At 74.8% G+C, this 19589-nt stretch carries 17 protein-coding genes; 6 read left to right on the forward strand and 11 right to left on the reverse strand.

Annotated features, from left to right (window positions below):
* Positions 1-14: 14 nt before the first annotated feature.
* The 3 genes from Sya03_RS05720 to Sya03_RS05730 all read right to left on the reverse strand — a co-directional run bounded on the left by Sya03_RS05720 (position 15) and on the right by Sya03_RS05730 (position 2323).
* The gene (locus tag Sya03_RS05720; RefSeq protein ID WP_203937113.1) at positions 15-638 is read right to left on the reverse strand and encodes a hypothetical protein; all 624 of its coding nucleotides are present in this window, start codon (positions 636-638) and stop codon (positions 15-17) included.
* A gap of 90 nt (positions 639-728) precedes the next feature.
* Entirely contained in the window at positions 729-1988 is a 1260-nt protein-coding gene (locus Sya03_RS05725; RefSeq protein WP_203937114.1) for a caspase family protein, read from the reverse strand.
* Entirely contained in the window at positions 1988-2323 is a 336-nt protein-coding gene (locus Sya03_RS05730) for an effector-associated constant component EACC1 (protein ID WP_203937115.1), read from the reverse strand. The genes Sya03_RS05725 and Sya03_RS05730 overlap by 1 nt, the downstream gene beginning before the upstream one ends.
* A 124-nt stretch (positions 2324-2447) precedes the next feature.
* Here Sya03_RS05730 and Sya03_RS05735 point away from each other — a divergent pair, with 124 nt between their 5' ends.
* The 3 genes from Sya03_RS05735 (at position 2448) to Sya03_RS05745 (ending at position 4163) form a co-directional block, all read left to right on the forward strand.
* The gene (locus Sya03_RS05735) at positions 2448-2708 is read left to right on the forward strand and encodes a hypothetical protein (RefSeq protein ID WP_203937116.1); all 261 of its coding nucleotides are present in this window, start codon (positions 2448-2450) and stop codon (positions 2706-2708) included.
* A 96-nt stretch (positions 2709-2804) separates the two neighbouring features.
* A complete protein-coding gene (locus Sya03_RS05740; RefSeq protein WP_203937117.1) occupies positions 2805-3437 on the forward strand; it encodes an ElyC/SanA/YdcF family protein in 633 nt (210 codons plus the stop codon).
* A gap of 9 nt (positions 3438-3446) precedes the next feature.
* Positions 3447-4163: a glycosyltransferase family 2 protein gene (locus Sya03_RS05745; RefSeq protein WP_203937118.1), complete on the forward strand. Its 717-nt coding sequence runs from the start codon at positions 3447-3449 to the stop codon at positions 4161-4163.
* A 15-nt stretch (positions 4164-4178) separates the two neighbouring features.
* On the opposite strand, the gene Sya03_RS05750 is transcribed toward Sya03_RS05745, so the two are convergent.
* The 6 genes from Sya03_RS05750 to Sya03_RS05775 form a co-directional block, all read right to left on the reverse strand.
* Entirely contained in the window at positions 4179-4748 is a 570-nt protein-coding gene (locus tag Sya03_RS05750) for an Rv1352/Rv1906c domain-containing protein (protein ID WP_203937119.1), read from the reverse strand.
* Between the two features lie 94 nt (positions 4749-4842).
* A complete protein-coding gene (locus Sya03_RS05755) occupies positions 4843-5163 on the reverse strand; it encodes a DUF2087 domain-containing protein (RefSeq protein ID WP_203937234.1) in 321 nt (106 codons plus the stop codon).
* Entirely contained in the window at positions 5160-5759 is a 600-nt protein-coding gene (locus Sya03_RS05760; RefSeq protein ID WP_203937120.1) for a hypothetical protein, read from the reverse strand. The genes Sya03_RS05755 and Sya03_RS05760 overlap by 4 nt, the downstream gene beginning before the upstream one ends.
* Before the next feature lie 47 nt (positions 5760-5806).
* A complete protein-coding gene (locus tag Sya03_RS31470) occupies positions 5807-7207 on the reverse strand; it encodes a CobW family GTP-binding protein (RefSeq protein ID WP_275411431.1) in 1401 nt (466 codons plus the stop codon).
* A 36-nt stretch (positions 7208-7243) separates the two neighbouring features.
* On the reverse strand, positions 7244-7576 hold the full coding sequence (locus Sya03_RS05770) for an STAS domain-containing protein (protein ID WP_203937121.1): 333 nt from the start codon (positions 7574-7576) through the stop codon (positions 7244-7246).
* 133 nt (positions 7577-7709) lie between these two features.
* Entirely contained in the window at positions 7710-8198 is a 489-nt protein-coding gene (locus tag Sya03_RS05775; protein ID WP_203937122.1) for a hypothetical protein, read from the reverse strand.
* Positions 8199-8362: 164 nt separating this feature from the next.
* Between Sya03_RS05775 and Sya03_RS05780 the strand changes: the two genes are divergently transcribed.
* Positions 8363-10846, forward strand: coding sequence for a LamG-like jellyroll fold domain-containing protein (locus Sya03_RS05780; protein ID WP_203937123.1), 2484 nt, complete (start codon positions 8363-8365; stop codon positions 10844-10846).
* 42 nt (positions 10847-10888) lie between these two features.
* On the opposite strand, the gene Sya03_RS05785 is transcribed toward Sya03_RS05780, so the two are convergent.
* Positions 10889-12175, reverse strand: a complete 1287-nt coding sequence (locus Sya03_RS05785) for a hypothetical protein (RefSeq protein WP_203937124.1) — start codon at positions 12173-12175, stop codon at positions 10889-10891.
* A gap of 312 nt (positions 12176-12487) precedes the next feature.
* On the opposite strand from Sya03_RS05785, the gene Sya03_RS05790 reads away from it, so the two are divergent.
* On the forward strand, positions 12488-13384 hold the full coding sequence (locus Sya03_RS05790; RefSeq protein WP_203937125.1) for a M15 family metallopeptidase: 897 nt from the start codon (positions 12488-12490) through the stop codon (positions 13382-13384).
* A gap of 15 nt (positions 13385-13399) precedes the next feature.
* Here Sya03_RS05790 and Sya03_RS05795 read toward each other — a convergent pair whose 3' ends face one another.
* A complete protein-coding gene (locus tag Sya03_RS05795) occupies positions 13400-16798 on the reverse strand; it encodes a LamG domain-containing protein (protein ID WP_203937126.1) in 3399 nt (1132 codons plus the stop codon).
* Positions 16799-16967: 169 nt separating this feature from the next.
* Between Sya03_RS05795 and Sya03_RS05800 the strand changes: the two genes are divergently transcribed.
* Entirely contained in the window at positions 16968-19583 is a 2616-nt protein-coding gene (locus Sya03_RS05800) for a LamG-like jellyroll fold domain-containing protein (protein ID WP_203937127.1), read from the forward strand.
* The last annotated feature ends 6 nt before the right edge of the window (positions 19584-19589 follow it).

Below are 19589 nucleotides of genomic sequence, written 5' to 3' on the forward strand. Positions count from 1 at the left end.
CCCGCGGGACGCGGTCACAGGCAGGGCGGGACGTAACCGTCGAAGCGCAGGCCCCGGAACACGAGCCGGTTCTCCGTCTTGCCGACGAAGACGAAGCCGCGGGCCTCGGCCAGCGCGGAGGCGAACGAGTACGCCGGGGCGCCCAGCTCGGGCAGGGTCGTCCACCGGTCGGGCCGGAAGCTGAAGAACCTGGTCACTGTCCGGCCGCCCGTGGCCGGGACCAGGGTGAGCCACTTGTCGCCGCCGCTCCAGTGCGACGCCGGGCGCAGCTGCAGGTAGACGTCCTCGGTGGCGCTGTAGGTGAGCCAGAACCCGGCGGAGCGCGACAGGTCGACCTGCGCCTCGAACTGGTTGGCGAGCCAGACGACGACCACGTGCCACTCGGGGTTGAGGAAGTTCACCTTGGCCGCGTAGCGGTGCTTGCCGCGCACCGGGACCAGCAGGCTGCCGGTGGCCGGCTCGGTGGCGCCCTCGCCGCTGGCGATCCACTGCTGGAGGCGGTCGACGGAGGGGGTGGCGCACTCGCGCAGGGGGCGCGGCGGGTGGTGCGGGTGGGCGTTCGCGACGCCGGGCGCCACGACGAAGCCGGCGGCCAGGCTTGCGAGGGCGATTCCGACCGCGGACGTCAGCTTCTTCATGGGCGCATGCTCACTCTCGTCGCCGGGCATCGGTAAACCTTGTTAAAAGTCTGTCGGTGCGCGGGGACGATAGTCAAGAACATCGATGGATCAGCGCGACGTGCAGGGCTTGTTGCCGACCGGCGGGGTGCCGGTGCCGCGCTCGATCTGGAAGTCGACCGGGATCGTGAAGTCGCCGTCGCCCGGCGGATCGACCGCGGGGCGGGCCGGCAGGATGATGATCCGGACCCAGCGGCCACCGGGCCTGCGGATCACGGTGGAGTCACCGTCGAGGCCGGCGACGGCGCAGACGCCCTCGGGCGTGACGACGAAGAACCTGATGGCCGACCCCACCTCCGTCAGCTCGATCTGGACGACGCGGTCCGGCGTTCCGCCCCGGTCGAACAGGTTGACCGTGAGGTTGTCGCGCTGCGGCGTCGGCTCCGGGACGACCGGCGGCGGAGGGGACGTGGTCGCGGGGCCGGAACCGGTGGCGGGCCGCGGACCGCCGGCGGCGTCGCCGTCGTCGGCCAGCGCCAGGCCGGTCAGGACCGCCGCCGCCACGAACACCGCCACACCCGCCGCTGCCAGCGCCCGCGGGCCGATGCGGCGCGGCCGGTCGGCGAGCGGCGCCGGCACATCCTCCGGCGGCGCGTCCGCCGCGCGGTTGCGGGCCACCGGGATGCGGTGGCCCGCCGCCCGGCTGCGCCGCTGCGGGAGCGGCTGGGCGCGGGCCCGCAGCCGGGACTCCACCGCCTCGAACACCGTCTCCGTGTCGAGCACGGCCGGCGCGCCGGGCACCCCGTCGCGCAGCGTCTCGATCAGCGCCCCGGTGAACGCGGTGTGCCGGGCCCCCACCGGCGCCAGCGCCGCCACCGTCTCGGCCGTGGCCGTCATCAGGTACGCGCCCTCGACCGCCGCCTGGTCGGCGAGTCGTCCCGTGGCGCCCATGAACCCGGCCATCGCCCGGCCGCTGTAGCAGCAGTCCAGCACCACGAGCTTCGCCCGGCAGCGCGCCGCGGTGCGCACGACCTCGCGGCGCAGCTCGGCGAACCGCACCGCCGACGGCAGCCGGTCGCGGCTGCCGTCCGGCAGCGCCAGGTACAGCTCGCCGGACTCGTCCAGCAGGCCGTGCCCGGCGAAGTAGACGACGAGCAGGTCGGTCGCGGCGCGGGCGGCCTCGTGCACCGGCACCAGCAGGCCCGTGCCGTCCTCCGGGTCCGGCACGACGACGCAGTTCTCGGCCGGCAGCCCGCCGACGTCCGGGTCGGTGAGCAGCCCGGCCAGGTCGCGGAGGTTCGCCGCGACGGCCGGCAGCGGCGGCATGCGCCGGTACCCCGACACTCCGATGAGGACGGCGCGGGAACCCATCAGCCGCGGTCGTCGCCGTTCAGGAAGTCCTCGATGAGCCCGGGGCTCACCTCGTCGGCGTCGGAGACGGTCAGCGTCGCCCCGTCCGCGCGGGTGATCGTGATCGTGGACCGCCGGGTGCGCGTGCCCAGCCAGGTGGCGACCGAGACGGCCAGGCCGCCCAGGGCGGCGCCGTGGGTGAGCACCACGTCGACGACCTCCATGGCGCCCATCTCGCCCGCCGCCGGCTCCGGCGCCGACACGTCGGCGTCCCGCACGAGCGCCGGGTCGCCGCGCAGCCAGCTGTACAGCGCATTGCCCTCGACGCCGTCCGCCGTGGCGATCCGCACCCGCACAGCGACCTCCGCGTGATCGACCGGTGACCCATCGACAACAGTACCGGTCCGATCAACCCTGGCGCGGGCCCGCCGCCGCGCCCACACTGGCGCCGGACGTCCCCGCCGTGGAAGGACCATCGACATGACCGATCAGGAGTACGCGGACCTGCGCGCCCGGGCCGCGGCCGGCGACCACGACGCCGTCGGCGAGCTCGTCCAGCTGGCGGGGGAGCGCGGCGACCTCGCCGAGCTGCGCCGCCTGGCCGCCGCCGGCAGCCGCGACGCCGCCGACGAGCTGGTGCAGGCCGCGGGCGAGGCGGGCGACCTGGACGAGCTGCGCCGCCTGGCCGCCGCGGGCAACCGCGACGCCGCCGACGTGCTGGCCGAGCTGACCGGCGACTGACGCTGGGGCGGCGTGGCGCCCGGCGAGGCGCTCCAGGTCCGGCATCGGGCCACCGTAGCCGCCCGGCCGGGCGCGGGCGGCGGGCATGATGGGCCGGTGGGTGGTGACGGTGCCGGGGTGCTGGTGGTGTTCGGGCGCGGCGTCCAGCTCGCCGGGGGCCGCTGGTCGCTCACGGCCGGCAGCGCCGAGCGCGTGCACGCCGCCGTCGACTACGTGCTGGGCCGCCGCGACGAGTACCGGGCCGGCGGCCGCATCCCCCGGGTGATCTTCACCGGCGGCTGGGCCGAGGCGGCCGAGGGGGCCGTGCAGCCGCCCGACGGCTCCTGCGAGGGCGACCTCATGGTGCGGGCCGCGCTGGCCGCCGGGCTGGGGGCCGTCGCCGAGCTGCGGGCCGAGACCCGGTCGCGCAGCACCCTGGAGAACCTGCTGCACGTCGCCGAGGAGGGCCTGCTCACCGGGTACGAGTTCGCCCCCGGCCGGCCGCTCGGCCTGGTCACCCACCCGTGGCACCTGCCCCGGGTGCGGTTCCTCGCCGGCAAGGTCCTCGGCCTGCGGGGCGCCGCCCTGACCGACGTCCCCGTGCCGGGCGGCGGCCGGCGCCGCGCCGAGTGGGCCGTGTACCTGGCGGCGCGGCTGTGCTTCGTCGGCGTGCGCGACGCCGCCGCGCTGCGTCGTCGGGAGAGGACGGTCACCCGGTTGACGGGGATGGCGCGGCGCCTGCGCGGGTAACACACCCGCATGATCGTGCTCCTGCCCGCGTTCCGACCGGGGCCGCACCTGCTCACGCTCGTCGACGCCCTGCGCGCCGACGCTCCCGGCACCCCCGTGGTCGTCGTCGACGACGGCAGCGGCCCGGCCGCGGCGCAGATCCTCGCCGACGCCGCCGACCGCGGCTGCGACGTCGTGCGCCACCCCGTCAACCGGGGCAAGGGCATCGCCCTCAAGACCGGCTTCCGGCACGCCGCCGAGGCGTACCCGGGCCAGGACGTGGTGTCGGCGGACGCCGACGGCCAGCACGGCGTCGGCGACATCCTGCGCGTCGGCGCCCAGGCCCACCGCACCGGGCGCCTGGTGCTGGGCGTGCGCCGCTTCGACGGCGACGGGGTGCCGTGGCGCAGCCGCTTCGGCAACACCGTCACCCGCCTGCTGTTCCACGCCGCCACCGGCCGCGGCGTCGCCGACACGCAGACGGGCCTGCGGGCGTACCCGGCGGACCTGCTGGGCTGGTTGCAGACCGTGCCGGGCGAGCGCTTCGAGTACGAGATGAACGTCCTGCTGCACGCCGCCCGCGACGGCCACCCGATCGACGAGACGGCCGTCGCCACCACGTACCACGGCGACAACGAGACCTCGAACTTCAGCTCGCTCAGCGACTCGGCCCGGGTGTACCGGCCGCTGCTGCGCTTCGCCGCGTCGGCGCTGCTGGCGCCCGCGGGCCGCGGCGCGTCCCGGTAGGGGACGCCCCGGCCGTCACTGCTTCTTGAAGTCGGGGCAGCCCGAGGTCTGGAACTGCTCGCCTGCCTCCAGCGTCACGGTCGGCCGGCCGCCGCCCAGCCCGTTGTCGATCAGCAGGCCGTCGGCGTGCAGGCGCGCCCAGTAGCAGTCCCGGGCGGCCTCGGCGACCACCCGGTATGTGCCCGGCTCGATCTGCTCGCCGACGCGCCAGATGCCCGGCCCGGCGACGGTGGGGTCGGCCGGGACGGCCGCGTTCGTCGACGGGGGAGCGGGCGGGGTCGCGGCGGCCGCGTCGCCGGCGCCACCACCGCCGCCGGGGCTCGTGCCGCCGTCGCTGAGCAGGGCGACGCCGACGGCGATCAGTGCCACGCCGGTCGCGGCGGCGGCGAGCAGCACGGGGCGCGGCACCCGGGGGCGCGGGTCGGGCGCCGCGTGCTGCGGGTGCCAGTCCGGGTCGCCGGCGGTGGCGTGCGGGCGCCACGACTCGGTGCCGGACCGGTCGGCGCCGGGCGGCAGCCGGTGGGCATGGTGGGGATGGTGGGGATGGCCGGGCCTGCCGGGGACGGTCGGCGGCTGGGAGGTCATGGCTGGTCCTCGTCGCGGGTGGGGGTCGTCGATGACGCCACGCGGTGAAGTGTGCTCTGGATCACAAGCTCCCGCAACGGTCAGTTTGTGCGCGTCAGTCGAGCCCCATCGCGCGCACGTGGCGCTGGGCCGCGTCGGGGCCGGGCAGGAGTGCGGCGTCGCGGGCGTAGAGGCCGCCCGAGCGCGCGAGAAGCCCACCGTCCACGAGGTACCGGCGCACCGCCACGTGGTCCGCCTCGCCGCCGTCGCACCAGGCCGCCAGCACCTCGTTCACCACCCGTTCGGGGTACACGGCGCCGGGCTCGAACGACGCCGCGACGTGCTCCAGCACCGCGCGCCGGCGGGCCTGCCGCGCCGGCAGCGACCGCAGCCGCCCGTCGTGCACGAACGGCCGCAGGTCGTCGCCGCCGGTCACGTCCCGGCCCCCTGCCGCGCCGCGGCGACGTCGGCCAGCAGGCGGTCGAACGCCGGGTCGGCGCGGAACTCGCCCAGCGGCAGCTGCGCGCCGACCCGCGCCCACGCGTACTCCCACCAGGCGGCGACCCGCACCGGCCACAGGCCGACCCGCATCGCGCCGGCCAGGAAGCACCGGTGCACCAGCAGCGTCGCCGCCAGCATCTCCGGGTCGAACTCCGCCTCCGGCTCGTCGAGGGCCCGGCCGAGGGCGCGCACGTCGCGGTGCATCTCCGAGTACGCCACCATGTCGGGCGCGCCGGGCACCCGCACGTCCGCCCCGGACACCAGCATGTCCGCCGCGTACGACGGCATGAACACCACGTCACCCACGGTGACGACCAGCGGCAGCTGCTCGTGCCCGCGGCGCACCCCCAGGTGGACGGCGGGCGCGCCGGTCGGCGACGCGACGTGGCTGCAGTTGAGCACGTCGGCCGGGTCGAGCCGCGCGCTGTCGCCGATCGCCGGCACGTCCACCGTCACCGTGCCGTCGCCGTTCACCGACACCTCGACGCCCGGCAGGCCGTCGAGCGCCCCCACCAGCTCCTCGCTCCGCATCCGCCCGTTATACGCGACCCGCGCCCCCCGCACCCGCCGGGCGCGGCTCAGTCCAGCGGAAAGCACCCGGCGAACGGGTCCGGCAGCCCCGCCCACCGCTCCCACCCGTCGGCCAGCTCCGCGTCCGTGAGCAGGCACGACTCCAGCGTCGCCGTCACCGCCGCCGCGTCCAGGCCGACCCCGATGAAGGCCAGCGCCGTCCGCCGGTCGCCGTAGTAGGGGTCCCAGGCCAGATCGGCGGCGATCCGCCGGTACGCGCTCACGTCCGCCCACCCGCCGCCCGGCCGGGCCGCCAGCCACCGCCCCAGCGACCCGAGGCTCACCCCGCCACCCGCCGAGTCCCACCCCACGACCGCGTCCGGCTGGCTGGCGAGCCACAACTGCCCCCGCCCCCGCAACGCCTCCCCGGCCAGGTCCCCGAGCGCATCGTGCAACCGCCCCGGATGGAACGGCCGCCGCGCCCCGAACACCACCGACCGCACCCCGTGCTCGTCGTCCGGCGCGTCCACCCCGATCGGGAACCCCTCCAGCGCCCGGTTCACCATCGCCGGCGCCGCCGGATCGTGCCGCCCCGACCCGAGCACCCGGTGCGCCAGCGCGGCACAGTCGATCAGCGGCGAGTCCCCGACCCGCACCTGCACCGCCCAGGGCGCCAGATGGCTGAGCAGCGCGCGGAGCCGGGCCGCGGCCGGCGGATCCCCGTCCGGGCTGCCCCACGTGACGATGGTGTCGGCGAACTCGATCTGACCCGCGACGACGGCCGCCACGGACCGGTGGTCGCGGTCGGTGGCGGGCAGGTCACGATGGCACAGGTCGTCGGAGCTGGTGAGATCGTCGAGGACGACCTCCGCCTCCACCACGGTCACGTACGAGTCGAACCGCAGGTCACCGCCGGCGGCACACCCGGCGCACGCGGCGGCCACCGTCTCCGGCTCCACGACGGACGGCAACACCACGACGATTCCGCCGCCGGGGTGCTGCCTTGCCAGGTGGGTGAGGGTGGCGGGGAGGTCGGCGCGGAGGGCGCAGGGGACGCAGTCGCCGTTCAGCGCCTCGTCGGCGAGGGTGCGCCCGGCCCGCTGCACGACCCGCCGCAGCACGCGGGCGGCGGTGGGGGTGCTTCCGGGCCGGGCGGCAGCCGCTCCGGCGGGTCCGGTGGCGGGTCCGGGCGTGGAGCCGGTCGGCGCGGTCGTCGGGTCGGCGGGGGACCCGGCCGTGGCGGCGAGCCGGGAGTCGGTCGGCCGCGGCGTGGCCGGGGTGGGAGCCGGGCGCTGCCGCGGGGTGGTCCGGGCGTCCACCGCCGGGTGGTAGGCGATCAGGGTGAGGCTGGGGTCCGCGACCAGCAGGATGCGGGCGACCGCCTCGGTGGCGGCGGGGGAGAACCCGGCGAGGACCGTGACGGGGCTGCGGCGGTCGACGGTGGGCGGGGTGCGGGCGGGGCTGCGCATGGCCCCGTCTTGTTGGAAATGATTTCCATTAGCAAGTCAGTCGCGGCCGAGGAGGGTCATCAGGCCGCTCACCTCCAGGACGCGGCGGACCACGCCGCGGGCCCGGGTCAGTGCGAAGCCGCGCCCCGACAGGCGGGCGGCGTCGAAGCCGGCGACCAGCATGCCGATGCAGTGGGAGTCGATGAACTCGGTGCCCTCGAGGTCCACGACGACGCGCGGGGCGTCGGTGAGGCGGATGGCGTCGACCAGTTTGTCCGTCAGCTTGGCGCACGCGTCCATGTCGACGGCCCCGGTGAGGCGCAGGTTCAGGATCCGGCCGTCTCCGGCGTCGGTGATGTCTGACGTCAGTCCGAATCCCTCGTGATCCACAACTCCGGTCTACCTCGCCGGTGTGTCCGTTAAACGATCGAGTGATGAACGCGTCGATTCATCGGGGACGAAGCCGGACGATCTATCCCGCGCCGGGCCGCCCCCGGCCGGCGGCCACCACGATGGACCCGCCTCAGCCCGGGAGCACCGCCAGGGCCTCGTGCGGGAACGCCTCCAGGTCCTCGTACCAGTCGGGGTGGGTGCCGCGGCGGGTGAAGAAGCGGACCGTGCCGCCCTGGATGGCGAAGTCCTCGTCGTCGGCGTCGGTGGACACCGACACGGTGGCCAGCAGGCCGGTGGAGCCGGGCAGGCCGTGGGAGCCGGTGAGCATCTGGTCGGCGAAGGCGACGCAGCGGGCCGCCGCGCGGGGCAGGAACTCGGGGCTGCCGGGGGCGAGGTCGCGCAGGGAGACGAACACGTCGTTGACCTCGTGTTCGCCCTCGCCGAGGGCGTCGGCGGGGATGTCGTGGCGGTCGCGGCGCCAGTGGGCGGCGAGCAGCAGGGCGCCGTTCGGGCCGATCGTCCAGCCCGCGTCGAGGGTGTCCTGGACGTCCGGGGGGAAGCCCGGCGGGGCCGGGCGGGCGGCGGCGAGCAGGGTCCGCATGGTCGCGTTGGTCTTCACGTCGCCGACGGTCGCACGAATCGGGCGGCCGCGCTGTCCCGCCGCGCAGACCCGGCGATCGGTCGTGTGGGAACGACCAAGAACCTTGACGTTACGTGCGCAATGTTGTTGCAATGTGTTCGCTATCGATCGTCCTCAATGCACTCGGAAAGGGGCTCGTGCGCATGACGAGGAAGAAGGCCGGGAGACGGCTGCTGGCCGCCGCGGCGGCGGTGCTGCTCACCCTCACCGCGGCGCCGCCCGCCCGCGCGGCCGAGCCGCAGTGGCGGCCCGGTGTCCCGCCGCTGGCCACGCCGTGGACCGCCCAGGTGTCGCCCGCGAACGCCCTGCCCGAGTACCCGCGCCCGCAGCTCACCCGCGAGCGGTGGCGCAACCTCAACGGCGTCTGGGAGTTCGCCTGGGCGAAGGCCGGCGAGGCGCCGCCCGTCGGCCGGGCCCTCGACCGGCGCATCCTCGTGCCGTACCCGCCCGAGTCGGCCCTGTCGGGCATCCAGGGCACCGGCGAGCGCATGTACTACCGGCGCACGTTCACCGTGCCCGCCGGCTGGGCCGGCCAGCGGGTCAAGCTGCACTTCGGGGCGGTCGACTACGACGCCAAGGTGTGGGTCAACGGCACCGAGGTGGCCAGCCACCGCGGCGGCTACGACGCGTTCAGCGCCGACGTCACCGACGCGCTGACCGCGAGCGGGCCGCAGGAGATCATCGTCTGGGCCGAGGACCTCACCGACGCCACGTTCCAGCCCATCGGCAAGCAGCGGCGGGTGTCCGACCGCGGCATCTTCTACCAGGGCGGCTCCGGCATCTGGCGCACCGTCTGGCTGGAGCCGGTGCCCGCCGCGCACATCGAGGGGCTCAAGACCACCCCCGACCTGGCCGCGTCGCAGCTGCGGCTCACGGCGCGGGCCGCCGGCGGCGCCGGGCTGCGGGTCAGGGCCGTCGCGTACGACCGCCAGCAGCGCGAGGTCGGCCGGGTCACCGGCGCGGCGAACGCCGAGCTGCGGGTGCCCGTGCCGAAGGCGAAGCTGTGGTCACCGGACTCGCCGTACCTGTACGACCTGAAGGTCGTGCTGCTCGACGGCAACCGGCAGGTCGACAGCGTCGGCTCGTACTTCGGCATGCGGGAGATCGGCACGAAGAAGGGCGCCGACGGCAAGCTGCGGCTCGCCCTCAACGGCACGATCCTGTTCCACCTGTCCACCCTGGACCAGGGGTTCTGGCCCGACGGGCTGAACACCGCCCCGACCGACGCCGCGCTGCGCTTCGACCTGGAGCAGCACAAGGTGCTCGGCTTCAACACGGTGCGCAAGCACATCAAGGTGGAGCCGGACCGCTGGTACTACCACGCCGACCGGCTCGGCCTGATGGTGTGGCAGGACATGCCGTCGTCCAAGACCGACCGGATCCCCGAGCCGTGGCGCGAGCAGTTCAAGGCCGAGCTGTGGGAGATGCTGGCCGAGCACGACAGCTGGACGTCCATCGTCGGCTGGGTGCCGTTCAACGAGGGCTGGGGCGAGTGGGACCGCGAGGAGACCGGCCGCATCGCCGACGAGGTGAAGCGGCGCGACCCGACCCGGCTCGTCAACGCCCACAGCGGCGTCAACTGCTGCAACTCCCTCGGTGACGCCGGCCGCGGCGACGTCCTCGACCATCACCAGTACGTGGGCCCGGCCGCGCCGATGCCGTCGGACACGCGGGTGGCGATGGACGGCGAGCACGGCGGCTTCGGCCTCAAGACGTCCAACCACATGTGGTTCGGCGACGGGTTCGCGTACGAGATGACGCCCGACAAGGCCACCCTCACCCGCCGCTACGTCGAGAACCAGCGCGACGTCATCACCGCCGGCACCGTCTGCGGCATCAGCGGCGCGATCTACACCCAGATCACCGACGTGGAGGGCGAACTCAACGGCTTCTACACGTACGACCGGCAGGTCAGCAAGATGAACGAGGCGCAGGTGCGCGCCATCAACACCGAGATCATCCGCACGGTGGACGGCTCGGCGGGCAACGCGCCGCAGCCGACGCCGGGCACCCCCGGCCTGACGGGTGTGGCCCACTACCCGCTGGACGGCTCGCTCGACGACGCCGCCGGCGACGCCGACCTGACGAACGTGGGCGGCGCGACGTTCGGCGAGGGCCGGGTGGGGCAGGGCGTGGTGCTCAGCGGCGACGGCCAGGCGCTCGAGGCGGGCCGGCCGGTGCTGGACACCGCCGCCGACTACACCGCGTCGGCGTGGGTGAAGCTGGACAGGGCCGACGGCGCGTTCCAGACCATCGTCAGCCAGGACGGGCCGCAGACCAGCGACTTCTTCCTGCAGTACTCCGGCGCCGACCAGCGCTTCGCGATGAGCTTCGCCGGGGTGCGGGCGCTGGCGCCGGAGAAGCCGGAGGTCGGCCGCTGGTACCACGTGACCGGGGTGCGCGACGCGGCGAACAGCGAGCTGCGGCTGTACGTCGACGGGGAGCGGGCGGCGACGCTGAGCGCCTGCCAGCCGTTCACCGAGCCGACCGGCACCACGGTCGTCGGCCGCGGCCGGTACAACGGCGGGCCGGTCGACTACCTCGACGGCACCGTCGACGAGGTGCACCTGTACGACCGGGCGCTGAGCGCGGCCGAGATCCGGCAGCTGTTCGACAGCGGCCGCTGACGGTGGGGCGCCGCCGTCCGCACGGGACGGCGGCGCCGCACGTCAGTTCGGGAACGCCCCCGGGTCGACCTCGCTGCTGCTGGCGTTGCCCGCGAAGCTCTTCGACAGCGTCAGCTCCCACGTGCTGTACGTGAAGTCGCTGGTCTCGTACTCCAGGGTGTCGTCGAACTTGCTGAACGAGCAGTCCCGGGTGAAGCCCTTCTTCGCCGCGTTCCAGTCCTTGCCGGACGCGGTGTACACCGTGTACGTGCCGTCCTTGATCTTGCGCACCGTGGTCTTGCCGTTGGCGCGCAGGTAGACGGTGAACGCGGGCGTCTTCGAGCCCTTCGGCACCAGGCTGACGGTGGTGTCGTCGGGTCCGTTGTTGACGGTCAACTCGCCCCGGCCGCCGGACGTCTTCTTGACGAACGCGCCGTTGGCCAGCCGCCGGTTGGTCTCCTTCGGCGCGGCGGGCAGGAACGCGCCGAACGTCCAGGTGGCGTCGGCCGCGGCGAGCGCCTTGGCGGCGTCGCGGACCGTCGTCGCCTCGTCCGAGCCGAGCACCGTGGCGCCGGGCGGGCCGGCGGGGCAGGCCGGCTTGTCGGACCCCGCCTTGGCGACGGTGACCGACAGGTCCTCCAGGCCCTCGACGAGGCGCTTGTGCGGCAGCTCCGCCGGGGCGGGCGGCTCGGCGGCGCGCAGCTTGGCGGACTCGGTCTCCAGCAGGCTCGCCGCCGCGGTCAGCTCGGTGGCGCCGGCCTGGCCGATCGCCGCGAACGCCGGCGTCAGCGCGGCGTCGGACTGCTTCAGCAGCTGCTGGTAGTCGCCCGCGGAGACCCGCTCGACGCCGTCCACCGTGGTGGTCTTGTCGTCGTCGCGGCCGAAGACGGCGACGCCGCCGCAGCACAGCGCGACCAGCGCGCCGGCGACGCCGAGCGCGATGAACTGCTGCTTGCGGCCCTTCTTCGGGGCCGCCTGCGGGCCGAACGCCGGGTACGGCTGCGGCGGGCCGAACGGCGGCGGGCCCGGCGGGCCGTACTGCTGCTGCTGCTGCGGCCCGGGCGGGCCGTACTGCGGCGGCGGGGGGCCGTACGCCTGCTGCGGTCCGGGCGGGCCGTACGGGGCCGGCGGCGGGACCGCGCCCGGGCGCCGCAGGCGGACCTGGACCGTCACGGGCACCGCGTGGCCCGGCACCGGCACCTGGAGGAACGTGCCGTCGGGCGTGCCCGGCGGCACGACGACCGACACCTGCCCGACGTTCTGCACCATGATCGACTTGAGTGCGCCGCCGGCGGCCTCGTGCGGCTCCACCTCGACGACCGGCCCGTACTGCCCCATGTCCCCGTTCACGCGGAGCATTATGGACGACCGGCGATGCCGCCGGCCGCCCCACCGGCCCTCGTCTTTTCGGACACCCGGGACGGGGCGGCGCAAACGCCCGGGCCGCATTTGACACCCCGTCCGCCCGGCGGACATGTTGGGGTCGGCGTGCGGCCGGGGGGTGCGCACGACGGGGCCGCCGCGGGCGCCCGAGAGTGTCCCGCGGCCGTCCCGCCGCCCGCGCCGGCGTGCGGCCCGCACGACGCGGCGCTGCCGCACCGACCTCGCCTGATCGCGCGGAACGCGCCCGGTTAGGACCCTATTTCCGTATTGTCGGATCCCATGCGCATCCCTCGCCCCACCCGTCTCCCGGCCGCCCTCACGGCCGCCCTGCTGGCCGTGCCGGTCGCGGCCGTCCCGGCGGCCACCCCGGCCGCCGCCGCGCCGCCGCCCGCCGCGGCCGCGCCGCCGCCCGTGGCCGCCGCGCCCACTCTCGCGGTGGCCCGCAACGCGCCGGTCCGGCCGCCGTACCACGTCGTGCGCCCCGGCCAGACGCTGCGCTCCGTCGCCAAGGTCTACGGCGTCGGCTGGAAGGTGATCGCCGCCTGGAACGGCCTGCGCCGGCCGTACACCGTGCACGTCGACGACGTGCTGCGGCTGAACCGGCAGCCGGGCGGCCCGCTGCCGGCGTTCCGCACCCGCGTCGAGCGGGTCACCCCGCAGATGGTCAACTGGAACCCGGCCCTGCGCTGCCCCATCTGGCCGGTCAGCCTGCGCCGCGTCTGGGTGTTCTACGTCGACTTCGCCGGCAACCGCCGCATCGGCAGCATCATCATGCACCGCCTGCACGTGACCCGGACCCAGCGCATCTTCCGCGAGCTCTACCAGCGCCGGTTCCGCGTCCAGGCCATGGCGCCCGCGTCGGTCAACCTGCCCGGCGGCACGGACTACAGCGCGATCACCTCCGGCTGGGAGTGCCGCCGGGTGTCCGGGTCGAACGTCTGGTCGCAGCACGCCTACGGCACCGCCATCGACCTCAACCCGGTGCAGAACCCGATGATCAAGCGCGGGGTGGTCACCCCGTCGACGGGCCGGGGGTACGTCGGCCGGTCCCGCTACGGCATCGGCATGGTGCACGCCGCCGGGGCGGTGCCCGTGTTCACCGGCAACGGGTTCCCGTGGGGCGGCCGCTGGCGCACGATGAAGGACTACATGCACTTCGCCGTCGAGGACAGGTAGGCCGGCCGCCGCCCGTCAGTGGTTGGCGGCGTGGTGGCGGGCGACCTGCTGGTCGGTGAGCTGGGTGGGGTACACGGCCACCTCGTCGAGGGCGCCGACGAAGTAGTCGCTCGCGGGCCGGTCCGGCCACCCGCCCAGGTCGGCGCCGCCCCAGCGCCAGTAGCCGGTGAAGTTCTCCGCGGCCGTGACCGCCGGGTCGGACACCACCAGGGCGCCGTCGACGTGCAGCTTCATCCCGGCCGGCCCCACGCTCGCCGCCACGTGGTGCCACGCCCCGTCGGTGTAGGCGCCGGGCGACCGGATGGTCCGGGCGATGCCCGGGTAGACGCCGAGGGTGATCCGGCCGCCGCTGTCCACGTAGAGCAGCCGGTCGCGCTGCCCGCCGGTGCCGGCCGGGTTCACCGAGAAGCCGAAGATCGCACCGCCGGCCTTCGCGGCGGTCCGGAACCACGCCTCGACGGTGAACGGTGCCGGGTTGGTGGACGCGACCGGGTTGTAGGCGTTGCCGAAGCCGTTGAACGCCACGGCCGTGCTGCCCTGCTGACCCTGCTGAGCCCCCTGGAGCGCGCCGGTGAAGCGGGCCGTCATGCCCGGCGTGTGCGGCCGGTGCGGTAGCGGGCGGGTGGCGTACAGGCCGGACAGCGCCCCGGCCTCGATGTCGTTGAGCGGCCGCCGGAAGGCGTACACCTCGTCGACGCGGCCCTGGAAGCGGTGGGTGCTCGCACCGGCCGCCCGCGCCCAGCCGAGCACCATGGGGCCGGCGGCGTGCCAGTCGGTGGTGACCGTGTTGCCGCCGTCGAGGACGCCGTTGACGTAGAGCCGGATGCGGTCCTCCGTGTCGTCGTAGACCGCCGTGAGGTGCGTCCAGGTGCTCACCACCGGCGTCGCGGCGGACGTCGCGGAGATCACGGTCGGCGACGAGCTGTCGCCCGCCGACATGCTGAAGACCCACTTGCCGCCGGCGATGCCGAGGGCGTAGGCGTAGCCGTACGTGCCGTTCTGGCTCGCGGCGATCCGGGTGGCGCTGGTGCTCGCCGGATAGGCCCACAGCGAGACGCTGAAGCCGGTGTCCGTGCGGACGGGCGCGGCCACGGTGGTGACCTGGTCGTCGACCCCGTCGAACGACACGGCGTTGCTGTCCCGGCCCGCCGCCCAGGTGGCCCCGTTGGCCATGGTGCCGTTGTTGTTGTTGCCGCTGCGGTCGCCGAGGTTCGTGCCGGTGCCCTCGTTGACGTCCCAGCGCAGGACCGGCGCCTGGCCGTGCAGGGCTGCCACGTCCGCGGCGGTGAGCACCTCCTGGTAGACGGCCACGCCGTCGAGGTGGCCCGGCCAGAAGTCGCCCCGCAGGCCGTCGTACAGCGACGAGCCGAGGTTCAGCGAACCGGTGGCGGCGAAGTCGGCGGTCGCCGCGGCGGTGGCGGCGAGGGCGCCGTTGACGTACAGGCGGATCTGGTCGGCGCCGTCGTCGTAGACACCGGCCAGGTGCGTCCACCGGTTCATTGTGGCCGAGCCGGCGCCCGAGACCGCGGTGCTCGGCCCGGCGGTGCTGTCGCTCGGCTGGAGCTGGAACGCCCACGCGTTGCCGCTGTCCCAGTTGTTGTAGCGCAGGGTGAAGGCGCTGGTGTTGGCGCCGTCCTGGCTGACCGCGGTCCGGTTCCAGGCGGCGTTCGAGGTGAGGTACACCCACGCCGACACGCTGTAGGAGGTACTGGTGTCCAGCACGGGGCCGCTCGACCGCAGGTAGCCGTCGGTGCTGAAGTTCATCGCGCCGCCGCGCTGCGCCGACGGCCACCACGTGGTGGTCCCGGAGGGCCGGGTGAGGGTGTGGCCGTTGCCGCTGCCGTCGTACGCGACGGCGGTGCTGTCCTGCTCGAAGTCGTAGCGGGCCACGGGGGCGTTCGCCAGGTCGTGGACGTCGTCGGAGGCGAGCGCCCGCGGGTAGACCTTCAGGTCGTTGATCCGCCCCTGGAACAGGCCCGAGTACGACCCGCCGGACAGCAGCCGGCCGACGTTCAGCGGTCCCGGCGCGTCCCAGTCGGCGGTGGCGGTCGTGACGTCCTCCAGCCGCCCGTCGACGTAGATGCGGATCTCGTCGGCCTCGTCCGAGTAGACCCCGGCCACGTGCGCGGTCACGTTGGCGGTCGCCGGCGTCGTCCCGGTCGCCACGGCGGTCGCCGGGGACGAGGTGTCCGCACCGGTGAGGCCGAACTGCCAGGCGCCGGCGTTCGAGGTGAGGCTGAAGGCGCTGGCCGCCGCGCCGGGCTGGCTGGCCACGGCGAGGACGCCGGTGCTCGCGGTGGGCAGCACGGACGCCGCCACCGTGAAGCTGCGGTCGGTGTGCGCGCCGGGACGGACGCCGACGCCGTGGTCGTCCCCGCTCATGGTCACGCCACCGGCGGTGAAGGTCGCGGTGCCCTGGAGGGAACCGGGGTTGCCGCTGCCGGAGTGGTCCGGCTGGGTGTTGCTGACGGGGTCGAAGTTCCACCACGTCGACGGCTGCGCGGCGAGCCCGGCGACCTCGGTGTCGTTCAGCGCCCGCCGGTAGGCGCGGACGTCGTCGATCTGGCCGGCGAAGTGGTCGGTGCGGGTGCCCGCACCCCAGCGGGCGGCGCCCACGACCAACGGCCCGGTGGCGCTCCAGTCGCCGCCCCGCCAGGCGCGGCCCACGGACGCCCCGTCGACGTACAGGCGGATCTCGCCGGTCGGGTCGTTGTACACGGCCGCCAGGTGGGTCCACCGGTTGACGAGCGTCTGCGCGGGCGCCTGGACCCGCACCCGGCCGGCGAGGATGTCGTCGGTGTCGTAGGTGGTGAACTCCCATCGCCCGCTCGAGTCGTTCTTGAGGAAGAACCCGCTGATCGCGTTCCCGTCCTGGCTGAGCACGGCATGGTGCGCGCCTGCCGTGGTGGGGTTCACCCACGCGGCGACGGTGAACGACGAGCCGGTGTCCACGGCGCCCGCCGCGCCGGTGGCGACGTCGTCGGCGCCGTCGAAGGACAGCCCGCCGGTGCCGAGGTGCCCGCCCGCCCACGCCGGCCCGTTGGCCAGCGTGCCGGGGTTGACCGACCCCGACGAGTCCGCCGCGGTGGTGCCGCTGCCGTCGTCGAACCGGTACCAGGTGGAGGGGCCGTCCGTGGGCGCGCCGTAGACGCCCGGCCGGTTGTTGCCCGAGGAGTCCGCCGCGGCGGAGTCCGCCCGGAACGCGCCCGTCTCGTCGGACCGGTGGTGGAACCGGGCGCCGTCGGCGGCGACGTGCTGCGGGTACGTCGGGAAGGAGGCGGCGGTGCCCCACGTGGCCGTGCCGTCGGTGGAGCCGGAGAAGGCGCCGTACGCCGCCGGGAAGCCGGCGAGCAGGGCGAGCACCACGACCGGCACCACGAGCCAGGGGCGGCTGCGCAGGGCGCGCGCGAGCACGCGCGCCCGCCGTCTCCCGCCATCCGATCCCACGAGCTGACGTGATCGGCAGGGGCGGCGCCGGGTTGAGCGATGCCGGCGGCCGGTTACCCTCCGGTCCGGCGGATCGCTGCCGATCGGGCGCACCGTGGGGGTTCCGTGGCGCAAGCCGGCGCTCAGGCGCGCCGTCGTGGCGTCCCTGCCTGCCCTGGCGCTGGCCGGCACGGCGCTGACCCTCGGCTCGACGTGGAGCGCCTTCTCGGGCGCCACGCGCAACCCCGGCAACACCTGGTCGGCGAACGTCCCCGCCGTCGCGCTGTCCCAGACCGTGTTCAAGGGGCCGTTCCCGGTGGTGGTCACGGGCTCGCTGTCCGGTTTCACGGCCGACGAGGCGGTCACGTACCGGCTGGACGCCGCCACCGCGCTGACCGGCTCGCCGTCCGCCGTCGGGTCCGGCGGGGCCGCGGCGATCACGTCGCTGTCGGTGCCGTCGGCGGCCGACGGCCCGCACACGGTGCACGTCATCGGCGCCAACGGCTCGCAGGCGTCCGTCGCCATCACCGTGGACACCGTCGCGCCCACCGTGTCGGCGACGCTGTCGCCCGCCGCGAACGGCAATGGCTGGAACAGCACCAGCCCCGTGCAGGTGACGCTGGCCGGTGACGACGGCACGGGCACCGGCGTGCACCGGATCTACTACACGACCGACGGCTCCGACCCCACCTCGTCCGGCACGGTCGCCACGTACGCCGCGCCGATCAACGTCGCCAGCACCCGGACCGTCCGGTACTACGCCGTCGACGTGGCCGGCAACGCCTCCGCCGTCGCCGCCCGCACCGTCAACATCGACACCACCGCGCCGTCCACCCCGGCCCTGTCGTTCTCCGCGCTCACCAACGCGTACTGGAGCGGCAGCGGCAGCACCGTCTGGTACCGGGGCGGTCAGGCGTCGGGCTCGTTCACCGTGACGGCGAGCGCCGCCGACGCGCAGTCCGGCGTCACCTCGTACGCGATGCCGAACCTCGGCACCGGCTGGACCACCCCGGGCACGGCCGCCTCCCAGGCGTACGCGTGGTCCTCGGCGAACCCCGCCGCGCCCGGCACGAAGCCCGTCACCGCCACCAACGCGGCCGGGCTCGTCTCCGCCGCCGCCTCGTTCACCGCCACCGCCGACAACGCCGGCCCCACCGGCGGGGGAGTCGACCACGCCGACGGCGCGTCGCCGGCCACCGTCACGGTGACCTTCAGCGCGGGCACCGACGCGGGCGCCGGCGTGAACGGCACGTCCGGCACGCTGCAGCGGGCCGTCGCCACCCTGACGGGCAGCACCTGCGGCGCGTTCGGCGCGTTCGCGACGGTCACCGGCGGCACGAACCCCGCCTCGCCGTTCAGCGACGCCACCCCGACGACCGGCCGCTGCTACACCTACCAGTACGTGGTGGCCGACCGGCTCGGCAACACCACCACGTACGCCAGCGGCAAGGTGGCCAAGCGGTACGCCACCTACGCCGCCGCCGTGAGCGGCGAGGCGACCATCGGCCGCTACTACCGGCTCAACGAGTCGATGATCGTCGCCGACAACATGGCCGGCACGACCGGGACCGTCCTGCAGACCCGCCCCGGCGAGACCGGCGCGACGTGGACGAAGGTCGGCACCAACGGCGACGGGATCATCACCCTGAACGGCCGGGTCCGCAAGGGCGGCAACGGCAGCTACGGCACCCTCTACTACGCCAGCGGGGTGCCGCCGACCGCCGACTACAAGGTGGAGGCGCTGTCCGCCCAGAAGGCCGACGACGGCAACCGGCTCGGCAACGACGTGCACGGGCTGGTCGGCCGGTACAACAGCGCCACGAACACGTACTACCTGGCTCGCCGCGAGCACGACGCCGGCGGCGGGTACCTGCGGCTGTACCGGGTGGTCAACGGCACCCGGACCAAGGTCGGCGAGGTCGGCGGCATCAGCGTGGCCAACAACGGCGACGGCTGGCTGTTCCTGAGCCTCGACATGACCGGCACCGTCATCCGGGTGCTCCGGGACGGCGATCCGGTCATCACCTACAACGACAGCACCGCCAGCAAGATCACCACGGCCGGGCGGGCGGGCTTCGTGCTGGGCGACAACTTCAACGTCGTGGCCAACACCCACACCGACTCGCACGGGCTGCACTTCGACACGATCCGGGTGACGCCGCCGATGGCCGACGCCACCGGCGCGGTCGACGGGCTGCACCACGTGAACACGAACCTGGGCCTGACGGGCGCGCTCAGCGGCGACACCGACCGGTCGGTCTCCTACGACGGCGCCAACGACTCCAGCTCGGCCGCCCGGCCGCTGCTCGACAGCTTCACGGCGGAGTTCTGGTTCAAGTCCGCCCAGGGGCTCGGCACCTACCCGCACTGGTTCGACGGCGCCGCCCTGGTCGACGCCGACCAGCCGCTGGCGGCCAACGACTGGGGCGTCAGCCTGCGCGCCGACGGCCGGGTCGTCGCGGGCGTCGGCAACGCCGACACCAGCATCGTGTCGGCGACCGGCGGCTACAACGACAACGCGTGGCACCACGTCGTCTTCACCCGCGACACCACGACGGGCGCGCTGGCCCTCTACGTCGACGGCACCGCCCAGGGCACCGCCACCGGGCCCACCGGCACCCGCGACGCGGGCTCGGTGCTGCGCTTCGGCCGCCGGGCGGGCGACGGCGCGCAGGCGTACGCCGGGCAGCTCGACGAGGTCGCCGTCTACACCGGTGTGCTGCCGCCGGCGACGGTGCAGTCGCACCACAACCTGGGCCGGGGCCTGGGCTGAGCGCCG

It is taken from the genome of Spirilliplanes yamanashiensis, assembly GCF_016863475.1.
GTDB classification, from domain to species: Bacteria; Actinomycetota; Actinomycetes; order Mycobacteriales; family Micromonosporaceae; genus Spirilliplanes; species Spirilliplanes yamanashiensis.